The sequence below is a fragment of the Sulfitobacter sp. HNIBRBA3233 genome, assembly GCF_040149665.1.
Lineage (GTDB): Bacteria > Pseudomonadota > Alphaproteobacteria > Rhodobacterales > Rhodobacteraceae > Sulfitobacter > Sulfitobacter marinivivus.
Map to the genome: position 1 here is coordinate 1,831,975 of NZ_JBEFLP010000001.1, position 13,756 is coordinate 1,845,730.

At 60.9% G+C, this 13,756-nt stretch carries 21 protein-coding genes; 2 read left to right on the forward strand and 19 right to left on the reverse strand.

Features of this window, described 5'->3' with window-relative positions:
• Positions 1-12 precede the first annotated feature (12 nt).
• The 5 genes from rplE to rpmC all read right to left on the reverse strand — a co-directional run bounded on the left by rplE (position 13) and on the right by rpmC (position 1,778).
• Positions 13-576 (reverse strand): 50S ribosomal protein L5, encoded by a 564-nt coding sequence (rplE, locus tag ABMC89_RS08910; protein ID WP_349567326.1) that lies wholly within the window; start codon positions 574-576, stop codon positions 13-15.
• Positions 576-881, reverse strand: coding sequence for a 50S ribosomal protein L24 (gene rplX, locus ABMC89_RS08915; protein WP_349567328.1), 306 nt, complete (start codon positions 879-881; stop codon positions 576-578). Before rplX ends, rplE begins: the two co-directional genes overlap by 1 nt.
• A gap of 2 nt (positions 882-883) precedes the next feature.
• A complete protein-coding gene (gene rplN, locus ABMC89_RS08920; protein WP_067296687.1) occupies positions 884-1,252 on the reverse strand; it encodes a 50S ribosomal protein L14 in 369 nt (122 codons plus the stop codon).
• Between the two features lie 67 nt (positions 1,253-1,319).
• Positions 1,320-1,565, reverse strand: a complete 246-nt coding sequence (rpsQ, locus tag ABMC89_RS08925; RefSeq protein WP_349567330.1) for a 30S ribosomal protein S17 — start codon at positions 1,563-1,565, stop codon at positions 1,320-1,322.
• Between the two features lie 12 nt (positions 1,566-1,577).
• The gene (gene rpmC / locus ABMC89_RS08930) at positions 1,578-1,778 is read right to left on the reverse strand and encodes a 50S ribosomal protein L29 (RefSeq protein ID WP_349567332.1); all 201 of its coding nucleotides are present in this window, start codon (positions 1,776-1,778) and stop codon (positions 1,578-1,580) included.
• Positions 1,779-1,988: 210 nt separating this feature from the next.
• Between rpmC and ABMC89_RS08935 the strand changes: the two genes are divergently transcribed.
• Both ABMC89_RS08935 and ABMC89_RS08940 read left to right on the forward strand, forming a co-directional pair.
• The gene (locus ABMC89_RS08935) at positions 1,989-2,600 is read left to right on the forward strand and encodes a TIGR02466 family protein (protein WP_349567334.1); all 612 of its coding nucleotides are present in this window, start codon (positions 1,989-1,991) and stop codon (positions 2,598-2,600) included.
• Positions 2,601-2,674: 74 nt separating this feature from the next.
• On the forward strand, positions 2,675-3,376 hold the full coding sequence (locus ABMC89_RS08940) for a DUF2848 domain-containing protein (protein WP_349567336.1): 702 nt from the start codon (positions 2,675-2,677) through the stop codon (positions 3,374-3,376).
• A gap of 9 nt (positions 3,377-3,385) precedes the next feature.
• On the opposite strand, the gene ABMC89_RS08945 is transcribed toward ABMC89_RS08940, so the two are convergent.
• From ABMC89_RS08945 to tuf, 14 genes are all read right to left on the reverse strand, one after another.
• The gene (locus ABMC89_RS08945; RefSeq protein WP_349567338.1) at positions 3,386-3,574 is read right to left on the reverse strand and encodes a hypothetical protein; all 189 of its coding nucleotides are present in this window, start codon (positions 3,572-3,574) and stop codon (positions 3,386-3,388) included.
• A 175-nt stretch (positions 3,575-3,749) separates the two neighbouring features.
• Positions 3,750-4,163, reverse strand: a complete 414-nt coding sequence (gene rplP / locus ABMC89_RS08950) for a 50S ribosomal protein L16 (protein ID WP_349567340.1) — start codon at positions 4,161-4,163, stop codon at positions 3,750-3,752.
• Between the two features lie 12 nt (positions 4,164-4,175).
• Entirely contained in the window at positions 4,176-4,883 is a 708-nt protein-coding gene (gene rpsC, locus ABMC89_RS08955; protein WP_349567342.1) for a 30S ribosomal protein S3, read from the reverse strand.
• The gene (rplV, locus tag ABMC89_RS08960; protein ID WP_298844823.1) at positions 4,883-5,263 is read right to left on the reverse strand and encodes a 50S ribosomal protein L22; all 381 of its coding nucleotides are present in this window, start codon (positions 5,261-5,263) and stop codon (positions 4,883-4,885) included. Before rplV ends, rpsC begins: the two co-directional genes overlap by 1 nt.
• Before the next feature lie 3 nt (positions 5,264-5,266).
• Positions 5,267-5,545: a 30S ribosomal protein S19 gene (rpsS, locus tag ABMC89_RS08965; protein ID WP_067296663.1), complete on the reverse strand. Its 279-nt coding sequence runs from the start codon at positions 5,543-5,545 to the stop codon at positions 5,267-5,269.
• 3 nt (positions 5,546-5,548) lie between these two features.
• Complete coding sequence (gene rplB / locus ABMC89_RS08970) at positions 5,549-6,391, reverse strand: 50S ribosomal protein L2 (RefSeq protein ID WP_349567344.1); 843 nt, start codon at positions 6,389-6,391, stop codon at positions 5,549-5,551.
• Between the two features lie 344 nt (positions 6,392-6,735).
• Positions 6,736-7,950, reverse strand: coding sequence for an MFS transporter (locus ABMC89_RS08975; RefSeq protein WP_439655659.1), 1,215 nt, complete (start codon positions 7,948-7,950; stop codon positions 6,736-6,738).
• A 341-nt stretch (positions 7,951-8,291) separates the two neighbouring features.
• The gene (locus ABMC89_RS08980) at positions 8,292-8,498 is read right to left on the reverse strand and encodes a cold-shock protein (RefSeq protein ID WP_349567348.1); all 207 of its coding nucleotides are present in this window, start codon (positions 8,496-8,498) and stop codon (positions 8,292-8,294) included.
• Between the two features lie 267 nt (positions 8,499-8,765).
• On the reverse strand, positions 8,766-9,062 hold the full coding sequence (locus tag ABMC89_RS08985) for a 50S ribosomal protein L23 (RefSeq protein ID WP_349567350.1): 297 nt from the start codon (positions 9,060-9,062) through the stop codon (positions 8,766-8,768).
• Positions 9,059-9,676, reverse strand: coding sequence for a 50S ribosomal protein L4 (gene rplD, locus ABMC89_RS08990; RefSeq protein ID WP_349567352.1), 618 nt, complete (start codon positions 9,674-9,676; stop codon positions 9,059-9,061). The genes ABMC89_RS08985 and rplD overlap by 4 nt, the downstream gene beginning before the upstream one ends.
• Complete coding sequence (gene rplC / locus ABMC89_RS08995) at positions 9,673-10,554, reverse strand: 50S ribosomal protein L3 (protein WP_349567354.1); 882 nt, start codon at positions 10,552-10,554, stop codon at positions 9,673-9,675. The genes rplD and rplC overlap by 4 nt, the downstream gene beginning before the upstream one ends.
• Positions 10,555-10,568: 14 nt before the next feature.
• Positions 10,569-10,886: a 30S ribosomal protein S10 gene (gene rpsJ / locus ABMC89_RS09000; protein ID WP_349567356.1), complete on the reverse strand. Its 318-nt coding sequence runs from the start codon at positions 10,884-10,886 to the stop codon at positions 10,569-10,571.
• A 192-nt stretch (positions 10,887-11,078) separates the two neighbouring features.
• Entirely contained in the window at positions 11,079-12,197 is a 1,119-nt protein-coding gene (locus ABMC89_RS09005) for a Hint domain-containing protein (RefSeq protein ID WP_349567358.1), read from the reverse strand.
• Positions 12,198-12,531: 334 nt separating this feature from the next.
• A complete protein-coding gene (tuf, locus tag ABMC89_RS09010; RefSeq protein WP_349567360.1) occupies positions 12,532-13,707 on the reverse strand; it encodes an elongation factor Tu in 1,176 nt (391 codons plus the stop codon).
• Between the last annotated feature and the right edge of the window lie 49 nt (positions 13,708-13,756).

The following is a 13,756-nucleotide window of genomic DNA, read 5'->3' on the forward strand; positions in this document are numbered from 1 at the left end:
ATTCCCTCCCGATCAGCTGTTGAAAGGCATGTTGAAGTGCTTCAACAGCGCCTTGGCTTCAGCGTCGGTATCCGCCGTGGTGGCGATCACGATGTCCATACCCCAAGTCTCATCGACCTTGTCGAAGTCGATCTCGGGGAACACGATGTGCTCTTTCATGCCCATGGCATAGTTGCCACGGCCATCGAAAGATTTGCCCGATACGCCGCGGAAGTCACGGATACGGGGCATTGCGATCGTGATCAGACGGTCGAGGAATTCATACATGCGGTCGCCGCGCAGGGTCACTTTCGCGCCCAGTGGCATATCTTCACGCACGCGGAAGCCCGCGATGGATTTCTTCGCCGTGGTGGTCAGGGCCTTCTGGCCCGCGATCTTGGTCAGGTCTTCCTGAGCGGACTTGGCTTTCTTGCTGTCACGGACAGCCTCTGCGCCGCAGCCGATGTTCAGGACGATCTTGTCCAGACGTGGCACCTGCATGTCATTCTTGTAGCCGAACTCTTCTTTGAGAGCGGCACGAATGGTTTCGCGGTACTGCGCCTTCAGGCGGGGTGTGTAGTTTGCATCGTCGAGCATCAGATCACGTCCCCTGTTGTCTTGGCAAAGCGCACTTTCTTGTCGCCTTCCATTTTGAAACCAACGCGGCTGGGTTTGCCGTTGGCATCCTTGATCGCGAGGTTGCTAAGGTCGATCGGCATCGCCTTCGGGATGCGGCCGCCCTGCGACGTCTGCGACTGGCGCGTGGCGCGGATCGCGATGTTGACGCCGTCAACGATTGCCTTGCCGGACTTGGGGTCGACGGACGTGATCGTCCCTTCCTTGCCCTTGTCCTTGCCGGTCAGAACGATGACCGTGTCACCTTTTTTCAGCTTGGCAGCCATGGTTACAGCACCTCCGGAGCGAGCGAGATGATTTTCATGAAGTTCTTGCCGCGCAGTTCACGAACCACTGGCCCGAAGATACGGGTGCCGATCGGCTCGTTGTTGTTATTCAGGATAACGGCTGCGTTGCGGTCGAAACGGATGGCTGTGCCATCGTCGCGACGGACTTCCTTGGCGGTGCGAACGACGACGGCCTTGCGGACGTCGCCCTTTTTCACACGACCGCGTGGGATGGCTTCCTTCACCGAGACGACAATGATGTCGCCGACGGAGGCGTACTTACGCTTGGAACCACCCAGGACCTTGATGCACTGAACACGGCGCGCGCCGCTGTTGTCAGCAACATCCAGGTTGGTCTGCATCTGGATCATTTGGTTTCTCCCGACCTTTGGGGGGCGATGCGTGCCTTGTCCCCAGGGTTTCGATTAAGCAGGACGATTACGCTTCGGCTTTGGCGCCGGCGTAGACTTCCCAACGTTTCGTCTTGGATTTCGGCGCGCATTCGATGATGCGGACCGTGTCACCTACCTTGTAGGTGTTGTTCTCATCGTGGGCCCGGTATTTCTTGGACTTACGGATGGTCTTCTTCAGAACCGGGTGGGTAAAGCGGCGCTCTACCGATACGGTGACTGTCTGTTCGTTCGCGTCGGAGGTTACGACGCCCTGCAGGATACGCTTTGGCATGGGTGTCTCTCCTTATTCCGCAGCCGCTTTGGCTTTTTCGTTCAACAGCGTTTTCACACGCGCCACGTCACGCTTCACGGCGCGCAGGCGGGCGGGGTTTTCCAGCTGGCCGGTGGCTTGCTGGAAACGCAGGTTGAACGCTTCTTTCTTGAGGTTCACAAGTTCGTCACGGAGCTGGTCCGGCGTCTTGTCACGCAGTTCGCTGGCGATCATGCCATTTTCCTTTTTTCAACATCACCAGTAGGCCCCGTGCGGGTGACCATGATTCTGGTGGAGTTCATGATGAGTGCGCCGGATAGCCCCTATTGACCGGGGGCGCAACCCCTTTGCTTGACAAAGGCGCGGGCCGTCCGCAGCTGCGCGGCCTTTCGTCCGGCCCTGTTTCACCGTAAAGCAGTCGGGATACAACTGAAAGGCGCTGTCATGGCCGATATCCGATCTCTCTTCGTGACCCGTATCTACCACGCCCCGCTGGGCGGCGATGTCGACGCGGAAGAACTCGAGGCATCCTGCTATTCCATTGCCGAGGACGACGACGCAGGACAGGAATGGAGCGAGGCGAACGGCTACCCCGGCTATACCTCCTACGCCTCGCTGACCGATCTGGGGTGGCGGTTTCCGATTTTCGCGCAGGTCATCGCGGCGCTCGACAGCCATGTCGAGGCTTTCGCCGAAGAGCTGGCGCTGGATCTGGATGGCCGCGCGCTGAAGCTTGAAGACATCTGGATCAACATCCTGCCCGAGGGCGGGATGCATTCGGGGCACCTGCATCCCCATTCGGTGATCTCGGGTACGACCTATGTGGCGATGCCCGACGGGGCCAGCGCGATCAAGTTCGAAGATCCGAGGCTGCCGATGATGATGGCCTCTCCGGCGCGCCGCAAGGACGCACCAGAAGACCTGCGCACCTTCGCCTACATTGCGCCAAAGGTCGGCGACGTGTTGTTGTGGGAAAGCTTCCTGCGCCACGAGGTGCCGATGAACATGTCCGAAGAGGACCGCATCAGCGTGTCGTTCAACTACAGCTGGGGCTGAGGGCGGCACCCCTTGCGGCAGATTTGCCGCTCCCAGACGGGCGCGGCGCGTGAAAACCTGAACGGAGAGACGACATGACGACTGCACATACCCTCGATCTGACGCTGGTGGATGGCGACGAGAAGCGGCAAGTGTCCTTCACGCCCGAACGTTTCATCGTCGCCGGCTGGACCGGACGCGACAAGGCCGCGATGGAGCATCACATGGCCGAGCTGGAGGCGCTGGGGATCAAACGCCCCGCGTCCACGCCCGTGTTCTACCGCAATGCGGTCACGCGTCTGGTGACAACCGACCTGCTGCAAACCCCCGGCGCCGGATCGTCCGGAGAGGTGGAATACGTCCTCTATAATATCGACGGCGAGATCTGGGTCGGCATCGGGTCGGACCACACCGACCGCGAGGTTGAAGCCTATAACATCACGGTATCGAAACAGATGTGCGACAAACCCGTCGGGACGGTCCTGTGGCGCTACGATCATCTGCGCGCTGTCTGGGATGATCTGGCGGTGGAAAGCCATGCGACCATCGATGGAGATCAGGTGGAATACCAGCGCGGGACACTGGCGGCGATGCTGCCTGCGGATGCCCTCATCGCGGCTTTCGAGGCCGACAGCGGCACCCGTTTCGGCCCCGGCGATGTCATGATGGGCGGCACCCTGCCCGCGATCGGCGGCGTGCGCCCCGCCGAAAGGTTCGACTTTTCGCTGACCGATCCGCGCAGTGGCGCGCGCCTGAGCCACGGGTACCGGATCGAGGTCCTGCCGAACGTCGGCTGAGCGCTGCGGCTACTTCTGCTCGCTTGCCGCCTTGCGTGCGGCTTTCTCTTCGCGGGTCAGCTTGTTGCCCCACTGGTTGTTGCTCAGGCCCAGACCGTCCGGCAGCGGCTTGGTCTTGCCCTTCTTGACGGTGCCGCCGTTGTCGAGAAACGCCTGGATCAGGTCTTCGTCGGTTGTGGGCTTGGGGACTTTTTTCATCTCGGAGCGCCTTTCGCGTTTTCCTGCCGGATAGTAGCCCCCCTGCCCCGCGCTGACCAGCGCAACCGGCCGAAGCGGGACAGATGGACCCGGAATACAAAAACCCCCGCTGAGTGATCAGCGGGGATTTTCAATCTTTACCGGCGCCAGACCCCGGCAGGCGGGGTCGACGGGATTACCAGTCTTCGCGGACCACGACGCGTGTCTTGATCGGCAGTTTCATCGCAGCAAGGCGCAGGGCCTCGCGCGCGACGTCTTCGCCAACACCGTCGAGTTCAAACATCACACGACCGGGTTTCACCTTGGCCGCCCAGAAGTCCACGGAACCTTTACCTTTACCCATACGCACTTCGACGGGCTTGGAGGTTACGGGCACATCCGGGAAGATACGGATCCAGACACGGCCCTGACGCTTCATGTGACGTGTCATCGCGCGGCGTGCCGCTTCGATCTGACGCGCTGTCACACGCTCGGGCTCAAGCGCCTTCAGGCCAAAGGTGCCAAAGTTCAGGTCGGACCCGCCCTTTGCCAGACCCTTGATGGAGCCTTTGAACTGCTTGCGGAATTTCGTACGCTTTGGTTGAAGCATCTCATTCCCTCCTTAACGACGACCGCCGGCACCGCGAGGTGCTGGGCCGTCTTGCATTTCTTGTGCCTTGCGGTCACGCGCTGCCGGATCGTGCTCCATGATCTCGCCTTTGAAGATCCAGGTCTTGATCCCGATGATGCCGTAGGCTGTCATCGCTTCGACATGTGCGTAATCGATGTCGGCACGCAGGGTATGCAAAGGCACGCGGCCTTCACGGTACCATTCGGTCCGCGCGATTTCCGCACCACCCAGACGACCCGCGAGGTTCACGCGGATACCCTGAGCGCCCATGCGCATGGCGTTCTGCACGGCGCGCTTCATGGCACGACGGAAAGACACCCGGCGTTCCAGCTGCTGTGCGATGCTCTCACCCACGAGGGCTGCGTCCAGCTCGGGCTTGCGCACTTCAACGATGTTGAGGTGAAGCTCGGAGTCGGTCATCTTGGCGATTTTCTGGCGCAGACCTTCGATGTCTGCCCCTTTCTTGCCGATGATGACGCCGGGGCGCGCTGTGTGGATCGTCACGCGGCACTTCTTGTGCGGACGTTCGATGATCACACGGGCGATACCCGCCTGTTTGCATTCCTTGTTGATGAACTCACGGATTGCGATGTCTTCGAGCAGAAGATCACCGTAGTCCTTCGTATCGGCGTACCAGCGGCTGTCCCAGGTGCGGTTCACCTGCAGACGCATGCCGATCGGGTTTACTTTGTTACCCATTATGCTTGCTCCTCAACCTGACGCACGACGATGGTGATTTCCGAGAACGGCTTGATGATCTTGCCGAACCGGCCACGGGCACGTGGGCGTCCACGCTTCATGGTCAGGTTCTTGCCGACATAGGCTTCGGCAACGATCAGTTCATCCACGTCGAGGTTGTGGTTGTTTTCGCCATTGGCAATCGCGGACTGAAGGCATTTCTTCACGTCCAGCGCGATCCGCTTCTTGGAGAAGGTCAGGTCCGTGAGGGCCTTGTCCACCTTCTTGCCGCGGATCATTGCGGCGACGAGGTTCAGTTTCTGCGGGCTTGTACGCAGCATGCGCAGTTTTGCACGTGCTTCGTTGTCGGCCACGCGGCGGGGATTCTTATCCTTGCTCATGGCTTACTTCCGCTTCGCTTTTTTGTCGGCGGCATGACCGTAGTAGGTCCGCGTCGGGGAATATTCACCGAACTTCTGACCGATCATGTCTTCGCTGACGTTGACTGGGATGTGCTTGTGGCCGTTGTAGACACCGAAGGTCAGACCCACAAACTGCGGCAGAATGGTGGAACGGCGCGACCAGATCTTGATCACTTCGTTGCGACCGCTCTCACGCGATGCTTCGGCCTTCTTGAGGACATAAGAGTCGACAAAAGGGCCCTTCCATACTGAACGAGACATAAATTAACGCCCCTTCTTCTTGGCGTGCCGCGACCGGACGATAAGCCGGCTGGACGCTTTGTTCTTGTTGCGGGTCTTGGCACCCTTTGTCGGCTTGCCCCATGGGGTCACCGGGTGACGACCACCGGAGGTCCGGCCTTCACCACCGCCGTGTGGGTGGTCGATCGGGTTCATCACGACACCACGTACCGAAGGACGGATGCCCTTGTGGCGCATACGGCCCGCTTTACCGAAGTTCTGGTTCGAGTTGTCGGGGTTGCTGACCGCACCAACGGTGGCCATGCATTCCTGACGTACCAGACGCAGCTCGCCCGAGCTGAGACGGATCTGCGCGTAGCCGCCATCGCGACCGACGAACTGGGCGTAGGTGCCCGCGGCGCGTGCGATCTGGCCGCCCTTGCCGGGCTTCAGCTCGATGTTGTGGACGATTGTACCGATCGGCATGCCGGAGAAAGGCATTGCGTTGCCCGGCTTGATGTCGGCCTTCTGCGACGCGACGACGGTGTCGCCGATGGCGATCCGCTGTGGCGCGAGGATGTAGGCCTGTTCGCCGTCGGTGTATTTCACCAGCGCGATAAAGGCGGTACGGTTGGGGTCATATTCGATGCGCATGACGGCCGCTGGTACGTCCATCTTGTTGCGCTTGAAATCGACGATACGGTAGAGGCGCTTTGCTCCCCCACCCTTGCGACGCATTGTGATCCGCCCGGTATTGTTCCGGCCACCGTTCTTGGTCAAACCCTCTGTGAGGGACTTGACCGGACGGCCTTTCCAAAGCTCCGAACGGTCGATCAGTACCAGCCCACGCTGGCCCGGCGTCGTCGGTTTGTACGACTTGAGTGCCATGTTGTCTGTCTTCCGTTTTGCTATGTACCACCCCGAAAGGCGGTGTCGTTGTAGGCCCCCGTAGGTGCCAGAGTGAAGGTACACACATTCGCGTACCGGGCGCATGACAAGGTGTCACACATTCAAAGGCAAAGCCCCGGACGAATCCGGGGCCGGTGCCGATGGGGTCGTGTAGGTCAGGTCTAAGGGAGGGTCAAGGCATTTAGCCCGGAGCGCCGATATTCGACTGCCCGACAGCTTTGCGCGCGATGCGGACGTTCCATTTCCACCGGGCACGACGGCGGCCCAAACGCCCTCGCAAACGAAGGCTCGAACATCAATACCGGTGGCGGCGCACCAGCGTGCTACGCTGTTGCCCTGTCGTCCGCCACATCCGCTTCGACGTTGTCCGCGGCCCAGGCGCTTGCCGCTTCTGCGGCAACCGGTGTGGCACCCGGAACGACGCTGATATAGCTGTCAGTCTCCTCAACCGGCATCTGCGCGCGCTGTGTCATGCGATAGAGCGCATAGACTGCGATCACCGCAAAGGTCGCCCCCAGGCTTAACCAGAATGCGAAGGGCCCCGTCACCTCCATCGCCCACCCTGTCAGCAGCGGACCCAGAATTGCCCCCGCGCCGAAGACGAAGACAAGCCCGCCGGACGCGCCGGGCATTTCATCGGAGGTCAGATAATCGTTGGTATAGGCCAGCAGCAGGGCATAGAGCGGTGTTGTCATACCGCCCGCGATGAATGCTGCGGCCAGCAGGGCGAATTCGTTGTCGCCCGCGAAAAAGCCAATCATGCAAAAACCGCCACCGATGGCTGCCGATCCGCAGATCACCTTGCGCCGGTCGATGCGATCGGAAAGCCACCCGATCGGATACTGGAAGACCAGCGCACCGGCAAAGAGCGCCGCCACGAACAAGGAGATCGCATTGGCGGTCATGCCTGTCTGCCCGCCAAAGACAGCCCCCATCCCCGATTGCGTCGCGTAGATTGCACCAAGGAAGAAGATCCCGACCGCGCCCAGCGGAGAGCTGGAAAACAGGTCCTTCAGAGACATCGGGCGGGATACAGTGGTCGCCGGCGCGGGGGAGGCCGACAACAGGATTGGCGCAAAGGAGACCGACACAAGGATCGATGCGCCGATAAAGAGAACGGATGTCGCCGCATCGCCGAGTGTAAGCAGCCATTGCGCCCCGATGATGCCGACCGTCTGGCAGATCATGTAGGCGGCAAGAATCTTGCCCCGTGTTTCGTTGGTCGACTGCGCGTTCAGCCAGCTTTCGGCGGTGACGTATATGCCCGACATGCAAAAACCCAGCATCACCCGAAGGGCTGTCCATGCCCATGGGTCAGCCAACAGCGGAAATGCAATCAGCCCCGCCGACATCAGCCCGCCAAGAGCTCCGAACACGCGCACATGCCCCACACGGCTGATGAGGACGGGGGTGTAGCGGGCCCCCACAAGGAAACCGGCGAAATACCCTGAGGTGATGATGCCAAGCTCGGGTGCGGAGAACCCTTCGATGTCACCGCGCAGGCCCATCAGCGTGAACTGCATCCCGTTCCCGAGCATGATGAGCACGATGCCCACGAGAAGTGCCGCGATGCCTTGGAATGCCTGCAATCATCCGCTCCGTGCGTAGTGGTCCCCTATATACGACCCCTAAAAGCCACAGATCGTGTTTGCAAATCTTGCGGGTGTCAGAAGCGGGCCTGCTAGGGCGCTTCCGGGGCGAAACGGATGGACTGGTCAGGGACTGGGCGGCGCCACTCACTTTTTGCGCATCCGGCAAATCTGTTCTTCGGCGCGCCGCGCAGCCTTCCGACGCTCACGCCACCGCAGAAACGTAAAAGGGCGCAGCATTCAAGCTACGCCCTTAAAATTCTCAAAAACCCCGTCAGGGGCGCAGTGGCTTATGCCAGTGCGAGGTTGGTCGCCGACTCGCGGCCGTCACGGCCTGCTTCGATGTCGAACGTGACCTTCTGGTCGTCTTGCAGACCGGTCAGACCGGCGCGCTCAACGGCAGAGATGTGTACGAACACGTCTTTGCTGCCGCCGTCGGGTGCAATAAAACCAAAACCTTTAGTGGTGTTGAACCATTTGACTGTGCCTGTGGCCATAGTCTTTACTCCTGTTTCATGCTGCCCGCAGGATGCGGCAGCGTCGGCTAAGTCAGTGAAAGATCGCAAAACTGAGCCGGTAGGAGCAGAAATTCGATGGATTTGTAACGTCGCACGCCCTCAATGCGCCTTTCGCACGCAGATAGCAAGCGATTCCCACGCGCCCCGCGCGATCGGCGGAAATCCCCGGTCCGCGCGGCGCTGACGCCAACAAAAAAAGGCCCCCGCCTGCGCGGGAGCCCTTCGTCATTTCGAAACCGGTAAGTCTTACAGACCGGTGGAGACGTCGATCGTGTTGCCTTCTTCCAGCGTCACATAGGCCTTCTTCACGTCGCGGCGGGTGCCGAGCTGGCCCCGGAAACGCTTGACCTTGCCCTTGGTGATGGTGGTGTTCACACCCTTCACCTTCACACCAAACAGCGCCTCGACGGCCTCTTTGATCTGGGGTTTGTTGCTGTCCATCGCCACTTCGAAAACCACGGCGTTCTGTTCGGACGCCATTGTCGCTTTCTCGGTGATGATCGGCTTGCGGATCACGTCGTAATGTTCTGGTTTCGCGCTCATTTCAAACGGGCCTCCAGTGCTTCGATACCCGCTTTGGTGATCACGAGTGTGTCACGCTTGAGGATATCATATACGTTTGCGCCCATCGACGGCAGGACATCCAGACCCTCGATGTTGCGCGCGGCTTGGGCGAAATCCTCGTTGACGGAGGCGCCATCGATGATCAGTGCCCGCTTCCAGCCCAGATCCTTGACCTGCTTTGCCAGCGCCGCTGTCTTGCCTGCGGATGTCGCCTCGTCGATGATGACGAGAGCGCCTTCCTTCATCTTGGCGGACAGTGCGTGGCGAAGGCCCAGCTTGCGGAACTTCTTGGTCAGCTCGTGGCCGTGGCTACGCGGGGTCGGACCCTTGTAGATACCACCCTTGCGGAAGATCGGTGCAGAGCGTGCGCCGTGGCGTGCGCCACCGGTGCCCTTCTGGCGATAGATCTTCTTGGTCGAATAGCTGACCTCGGAGCGTGTCTTGACCTTGTGCGTGCCCTGCTGCGCGTTGTTACGCTGCCAGCGAACGACGCGGTGCAGGATGTCGGCGCGTGGCTCAAGACCGAACAGGGCCTCGTCCAGGTCTACCGATCCGGCCTTGCCGCCGTCGAGTTTGATGACATCGAGTTTCATGCGTCACCTTCTTTCTTGTCTGCGTCGCCAGCGTCGGAGTTATCCGCATCGGAAGACTCTTCGGCGATTTCGGCTTCGGCTGCTTTCAGCGCTTCGGCTTCAGCGGCGGCCTGCTCTTCTGCAAGGCGCTTGGCTTCGGCTTCGGCTTCTGCGGCGGCTGCGGCGGCTGCTTCTTCAGCGGCTTTTGCGGCTTCGTCAGCTGCGGACTTCAGTGCGGCCGGGAAGATCGCGTCTGCCGGGAACGGCTTCTTGACCGCATCCTTGACAGTGACCCAGCCCCCCTTGGAGCCCGGAACAGCGCCCTTGACCATGATCAGGCCGCGGTCGCTGTCGGTCCGGACAACTTCGAGGTTCTGCGTGGTCACACGGACAGCGCCCATGTGGCCGGCCATCTTCTTGCCTTTGAAAACCTTGCCGGGATCCTGACACTGGCCTGTGGAGCCGTGCGAACGGTGGCTGATCGACACACCGTGCGACGCCCGCAGACCGCCGAAATTGTGACGCTTCATCGCACCGGCAAAACCTTTACCGATCGATGTGCCTGCCACGTCGACGTACTGACCTGCGTAGTAATGGTCCGCGATGATTTCCTCGCCAACGGCGATCAGGTTGTCGGCGTCGACGCGGAATTCCGCGACCTTGCGCTTTGGTTCAACCTTGGCCGCGGAGAAGTGTCCGCGCATCGCCTGGGAGGTCCGCTTTGCCTTCGCAGTGCCCGCGCCGAGCTGAACAGCCGTATAGCCATCCTTTTCCTCGGTGCGCTGTGCGACGACCTGAAGCTTGTCGAGTTGAAGGACGGTGACAGGAATCTGACGGCCGTCTTCCATGAACAGCCGGGTCATGCCGACTTTCTTTGCAATAACGCCTGAGCGCAACATTTCCGAAACCCTCCTTACGATTGCAGTTTGATCTCGACGTCCACACCAGCGGCGAGGTCGAGCTTCATCAGCGCGTCCACGGTCTGGGGAGTCGGATCAACGATGTCCAAGAGACGCTTGTGCGTACGGATCTCGAACTGGTCGCGGGATTTCTTGTCTACGTGGGGTCCACGCAGAACGGTGAATTTCTCGATCTTGTTCGGCAGCGGAATGGGGCCGCGAACGGAAGCGCCTGTGCGCTTGGCGGTGTTGACGATTTCCTGTGTGGAGGAATCGAGCACCCGGTAGTCGAACGCCTTCAGGCGGATACGGATGTTCTGGCTGGCAGCCATGGTCATATCCCTTATCTTCGGGATGGTCACGGAGAGGAGGACAGCGGCTCATCCGGCACCCTCATCGCGATCTTGTGTAACGTCAACGGGGCACGCGAATGGCGCACCCCGGTCAAGTAAGGGGCGTATAGAAGGAGTCGCCAGCCGTGGCAAGGGGCGATATGGCGTTTTCGGGAGTGTGCGAACCAGCGCTCAGCCGAAGGCCGCGATCGGGCGGGCGTTCTTGGCGTGGCGCATCATCAGGTTCTTCACCCGGCGCCCCGTCATCAACGGACGCGCAACTGTCGGGGCGTCGTTTTGGGCCACCACCTCGGCCAGTTCCGGCAGCAGCGCCATGATTTCCGCGCAGGCGGCAGCGCCCAGCGATTTCAATGCCTGCGGCCCGGTCAGAAGGGTCTCTGCCGGGGTGCCATTGGCGAAAACGATCTCGTGATTCTCGCACAGGATATGCAGGTAGGTGACCTCGACCAGATCGCTTGCGACCGCCACACCCGGCATCTCCAGAAGATGTTTGGCCGCAACAAGCACCTGTTCCGATCCCACCATGCGCCCCGCGATGCGCGAGGTCACGAGCAGCCGGTGCTGCGGGGATACAACCAGATCACGCTCGGGATAGCCCTGCCCCAGCGCGTTCGCCGCGATGCGGATCGGCACGAACTTCGGGTTCTCGCACAATTCCGCGTGGCGCAGCACCCGCCGCCCGATCCACCGCACGCGCTGGTATCCGTGGTCGAGGGTGCGCACCCTGTCCCCGGCGCAAAGAGCTGCAATATCCACCGGGCCCCGGTCCGTTTCGATCATCGTTCCTGCCGCAAAGCAGATCGGCGTGCCACCGAGAGTGGTATGGGCCGGGTTCGCATCGTTGTCGACAAGGCCGACAACGCTCAGCTGCGTGTCCGGTGGGGGCGCGTCGCCGCGAAAGACAAGGTAATAGCCCTGTTCGGCCGTACCGGTGTTGATCGTCCCGTCGTTGTTGAGATCCGCGTCGATGACGGACACGTCATAGGTCCGGGTGCCGTCCGACACCCTGAAAGTATAGTCGTAGAGGACCGACGTCGCAGTCCCGTTGATGACCGTAGACTGCTCCTGCGCCTGCCCCACCCGCATCGTCGACTGCACGGTCTCGTTCGTCGGATCCCCGTTGTAAAGGGTCGCGGCGTTGTCGGCCTCATAGACGACATGCATGAACTGGCGACCGGAATAACTCCAGGTGGCACCGGCGGGCGGAAGGCTCTGGTAGTTGTAGGCGGTCCCGTTAACCGTGCTCTGCGATCCGAGGATCGTCTGATTGTACGCGTAATAAACAGGCATTCTGACCGCCCTAAAAAATCGAACATTTGAGTCGAATTTTCGCGTAACATCTTGCGCATTCAGCGGCGCAATACTGGCGATAGTTTGTCCAATGACATCTCTTTCACGGGATTGTCTTCGGGATCTCGGGGCGGCGGGGATCCCTTTGCCGTGGCGCGTGATCATTGCCTGTCGGAGGCCATGCGCCTTCGGTATCTCCCATTGCGTTCTGCGCGCGCCGCAAACGCCAAGGGCCGCCCCCTGCGGGGCGGCCCTTGTTTGTTGCAACCGGTTTGTCTGCCTGCGCTTTCGCAGCCTTGCCTGCAGCAAGGCGCCGCCGCGCGGGAAGAGCGGCTTATTCCGTGATCTTCGACACCACGCCCGCGCCGACGGTGCGGCCGCCTTCGCGGATCGCGAAGCGCAGGCCCTGCTCCATCGCGATCGGTGCGATCAGCTCGACGTCGAACTTCAGGTTGTCGCCGGGCATGACCATTTCAGTGCCCTCGGGCAGCTGGACCGTGCCGGTGACGTCTGTTGTCCGGAAGTAGAACTGCGGACGGTAGTTCGCGAAGAACGGCGTGTGACGGCCACCCTCTTCCTTCGTCAGGATGTAGGCCTCGGCCTCGAACTTCGTGTGCGGGTTCACCGACTTCGGCTTGCACAGAACCTGACCGCGCTCGACGCCGTCACGCTCGATACCGCGCAGCAGAACGCCCACGTTGTCGCCCGCTTCACCGCGGTCCAGCAGCTTGCGGAACATCTCGACGCCTGTGCAGGTCGTCTTCTTGGTGTCGCGGATGCCCACGATTTCCAGTTCGTCGCCGACGTTCACAACGCCACGCTCGACACGGCCGGTCACAACCGTACCACGACCCGAAATCGAGAACACGTCCTCGACCGGCATCAGGAACGGCTGGTCCACGGCGCGCGCGGGCGTCGGGATGTATTCGTCAACGGCGGCCATCAGCTTGCGGATCGACTCTTCGCCGATCTCCGGATCGGTGCCGTTCATCGCCGCCAGAGCGGAGCCGGGGATGATCGGAATGTCGTCGCCGGGGTACTCGTAGGAGGACAGCAGCTCGCGGATTTCCATTTCGACGAGTTCCAGCAGCTCTTCGTCGTCAACCTGGTCAACCTTGTTCATGTAGACGACCATGTAGGGAATGCCGACCTGACGGCCGAGCAGGATGTGCTCGCGCGTCTGGGGCATCGGGCCGTCGGCCGCGTTCACAACCAGGATCGCGCCGTCCATCTGCGCCGCACCGGTGATCATGTTCTTCACATAGTCCGCGTGGCCGGGGCAGTCGACGTGCGCGTAGTGACGGCTCTCGGTCTCGTATTCCACGTGCGCGGTCGAGATCGTGATCCCGCGCGCTTTCTCTTCGGGCGCGCCGTCGATCTGGTCGTAGGCACGGAAGTCGCCGAAGTACTTCGTGATCGCCGCCGTCAGCGTCGTCTTGCCGTGGTCAACGTGACCGATCGTGCCGATGTTTACGTGCGGTTTCGTGCGTTCAAACTTTGATTTTGCCATGGGGGTGGCTCCTTTTATGCGGGAGGTGCGCATTGATGCGCACCCTACG

Coding starts and splice junctions, on each gene's coding strand:
- rpsQ (WP_349567330.1), bottom strand. CDS start 1,565: ATGCCAAAGCGTATCCTGCAGGGCGTCGTAACCTCCGACGCGAACGAA.
- rplC (WP_349567354.1), bottom strand. CDS start 10,554: ATGTTGCGCTCAGGCGTTATTGCAAAGAAAGTCGGCATGACCCGGCTG.
- tuf (WP_349567360.1), bottom strand. CDS start 13,707: ATGGCAAAATCAAAGTTTGAACGCACGAAACCGCACGTAAACATCGGC.
- rplD (WP_349567352.1), bottom strand. CDS start 9,676: ATGAAACTCGATGTCATCAAACTCGACGGCGGCAAGGCCGGATCGGTA.
- ABMC89_RS08985 (WP_349567350.1), bottom strand. CDS start 9,062: ATGAGCGCGAAACCAGAACATTACGACGTGATCCGCAAGCCGATCATC.
- ABMC89_RS08935 (WP_349567334.1), top strand. CDS start 1,989: ATGGCCGATATCCGATCTCTCTTCGTGACCCGTATCTACCACGCCCCG.
- rplE (WP_349567326.1), bottom strand. CDS start 576: ATGCTCGACGATGCAAACTACACACCCCGCCTGAAGGCGCAGTACCGC.
- rplV (WP_298844823.1), bottom strand. CDS start 5,263: ATGAGCAAGGATAAGAATCCCCGCCGCGTGGCCGACAACGAAGCACGT.
- rpsC (WP_349567342.1), bottom strand. CDS start 4,883: ATGGGTAACAAAGTAAACCCGATCGGCATGCGTCTGCAGGTGAACCGC.
- rplP (WP_349567340.1), bottom strand. CDS start 4,163: ATGCTTCAACCAAAGCGTACGAAATTCCGCAAGCAGTTCAAAGGCTCC.
- rplN (WP_067296687.1), bottom strand. CDS start 1,252: ATGATCCAGATGCAGACCAACCTGGATGTTGCTGACAACAGCGGCGCG.
- rplB (WP_349567344.1), bottom strand. CDS start 6,391: ATGGCACTCAAGTCGTACAAACCGACGACGCCGGGCCAGCGTGGGCTG.
- rpsJ (WP_349567356.1), bottom strand. CDS start 10,886: ATGGCTGCCAGCCAGAACATCCGTATCCGCCTGAAGGCGTTCGACTAC.
- ABMC89_RS08980 (WP_349567348.1), bottom strand. CDS start 8,498: ATGGCCACAGGCACAGTCAAATGGTTCAACACCACTAAAGGTTTTGGT.
- ABMC89_RS08945 (WP_349567338.1), bottom strand. CDS start 3,574: ATGAAAAAAGTCCCCAAGCCCACAACCGACGAAGACCTGATCCAGGCG.
- rpsS (WP_067296663.1), bottom strand. CDS start 5,545: ATGTCTCGTTCAGTATGGAAGGGCCCTTTTGTCGACTCTTATGTCCTC.
- ABMC89_RS08940 (WP_349567336.1), top strand. CDS start 2,675: ATGACGACTGCACATACCCTCGATCTGACGCTGGTGGATGGCGACGAG.
- ABMC89_RS08975 (WP_439655659.1), bottom strand. CDS start 7,950: ATGCTCGGGAACGGGATGCAGTTCACGCTGATGGGCCTGCGCGGTGAC.
- rplX (WP_349567328.1), bottom strand. CDS start 881: ATGGCTGCCAAGCTGAAAAAAGGTGACACGGTCATCGTTCTGACCGGC.
- ABMC89_RS09005 (WP_349567358.1), bottom strand. CDS start 12,197: ATGCCTGTTTATTACGCGTACAATCAGACGATCCTCGGATCGCAGAGC.
- rpmC (WP_349567332.1), bottom strand. CDS start 1,778: ATGATCGCCAGCGAACTGCGTGACAAGACGCCGGACCAGCTCCGTGAC.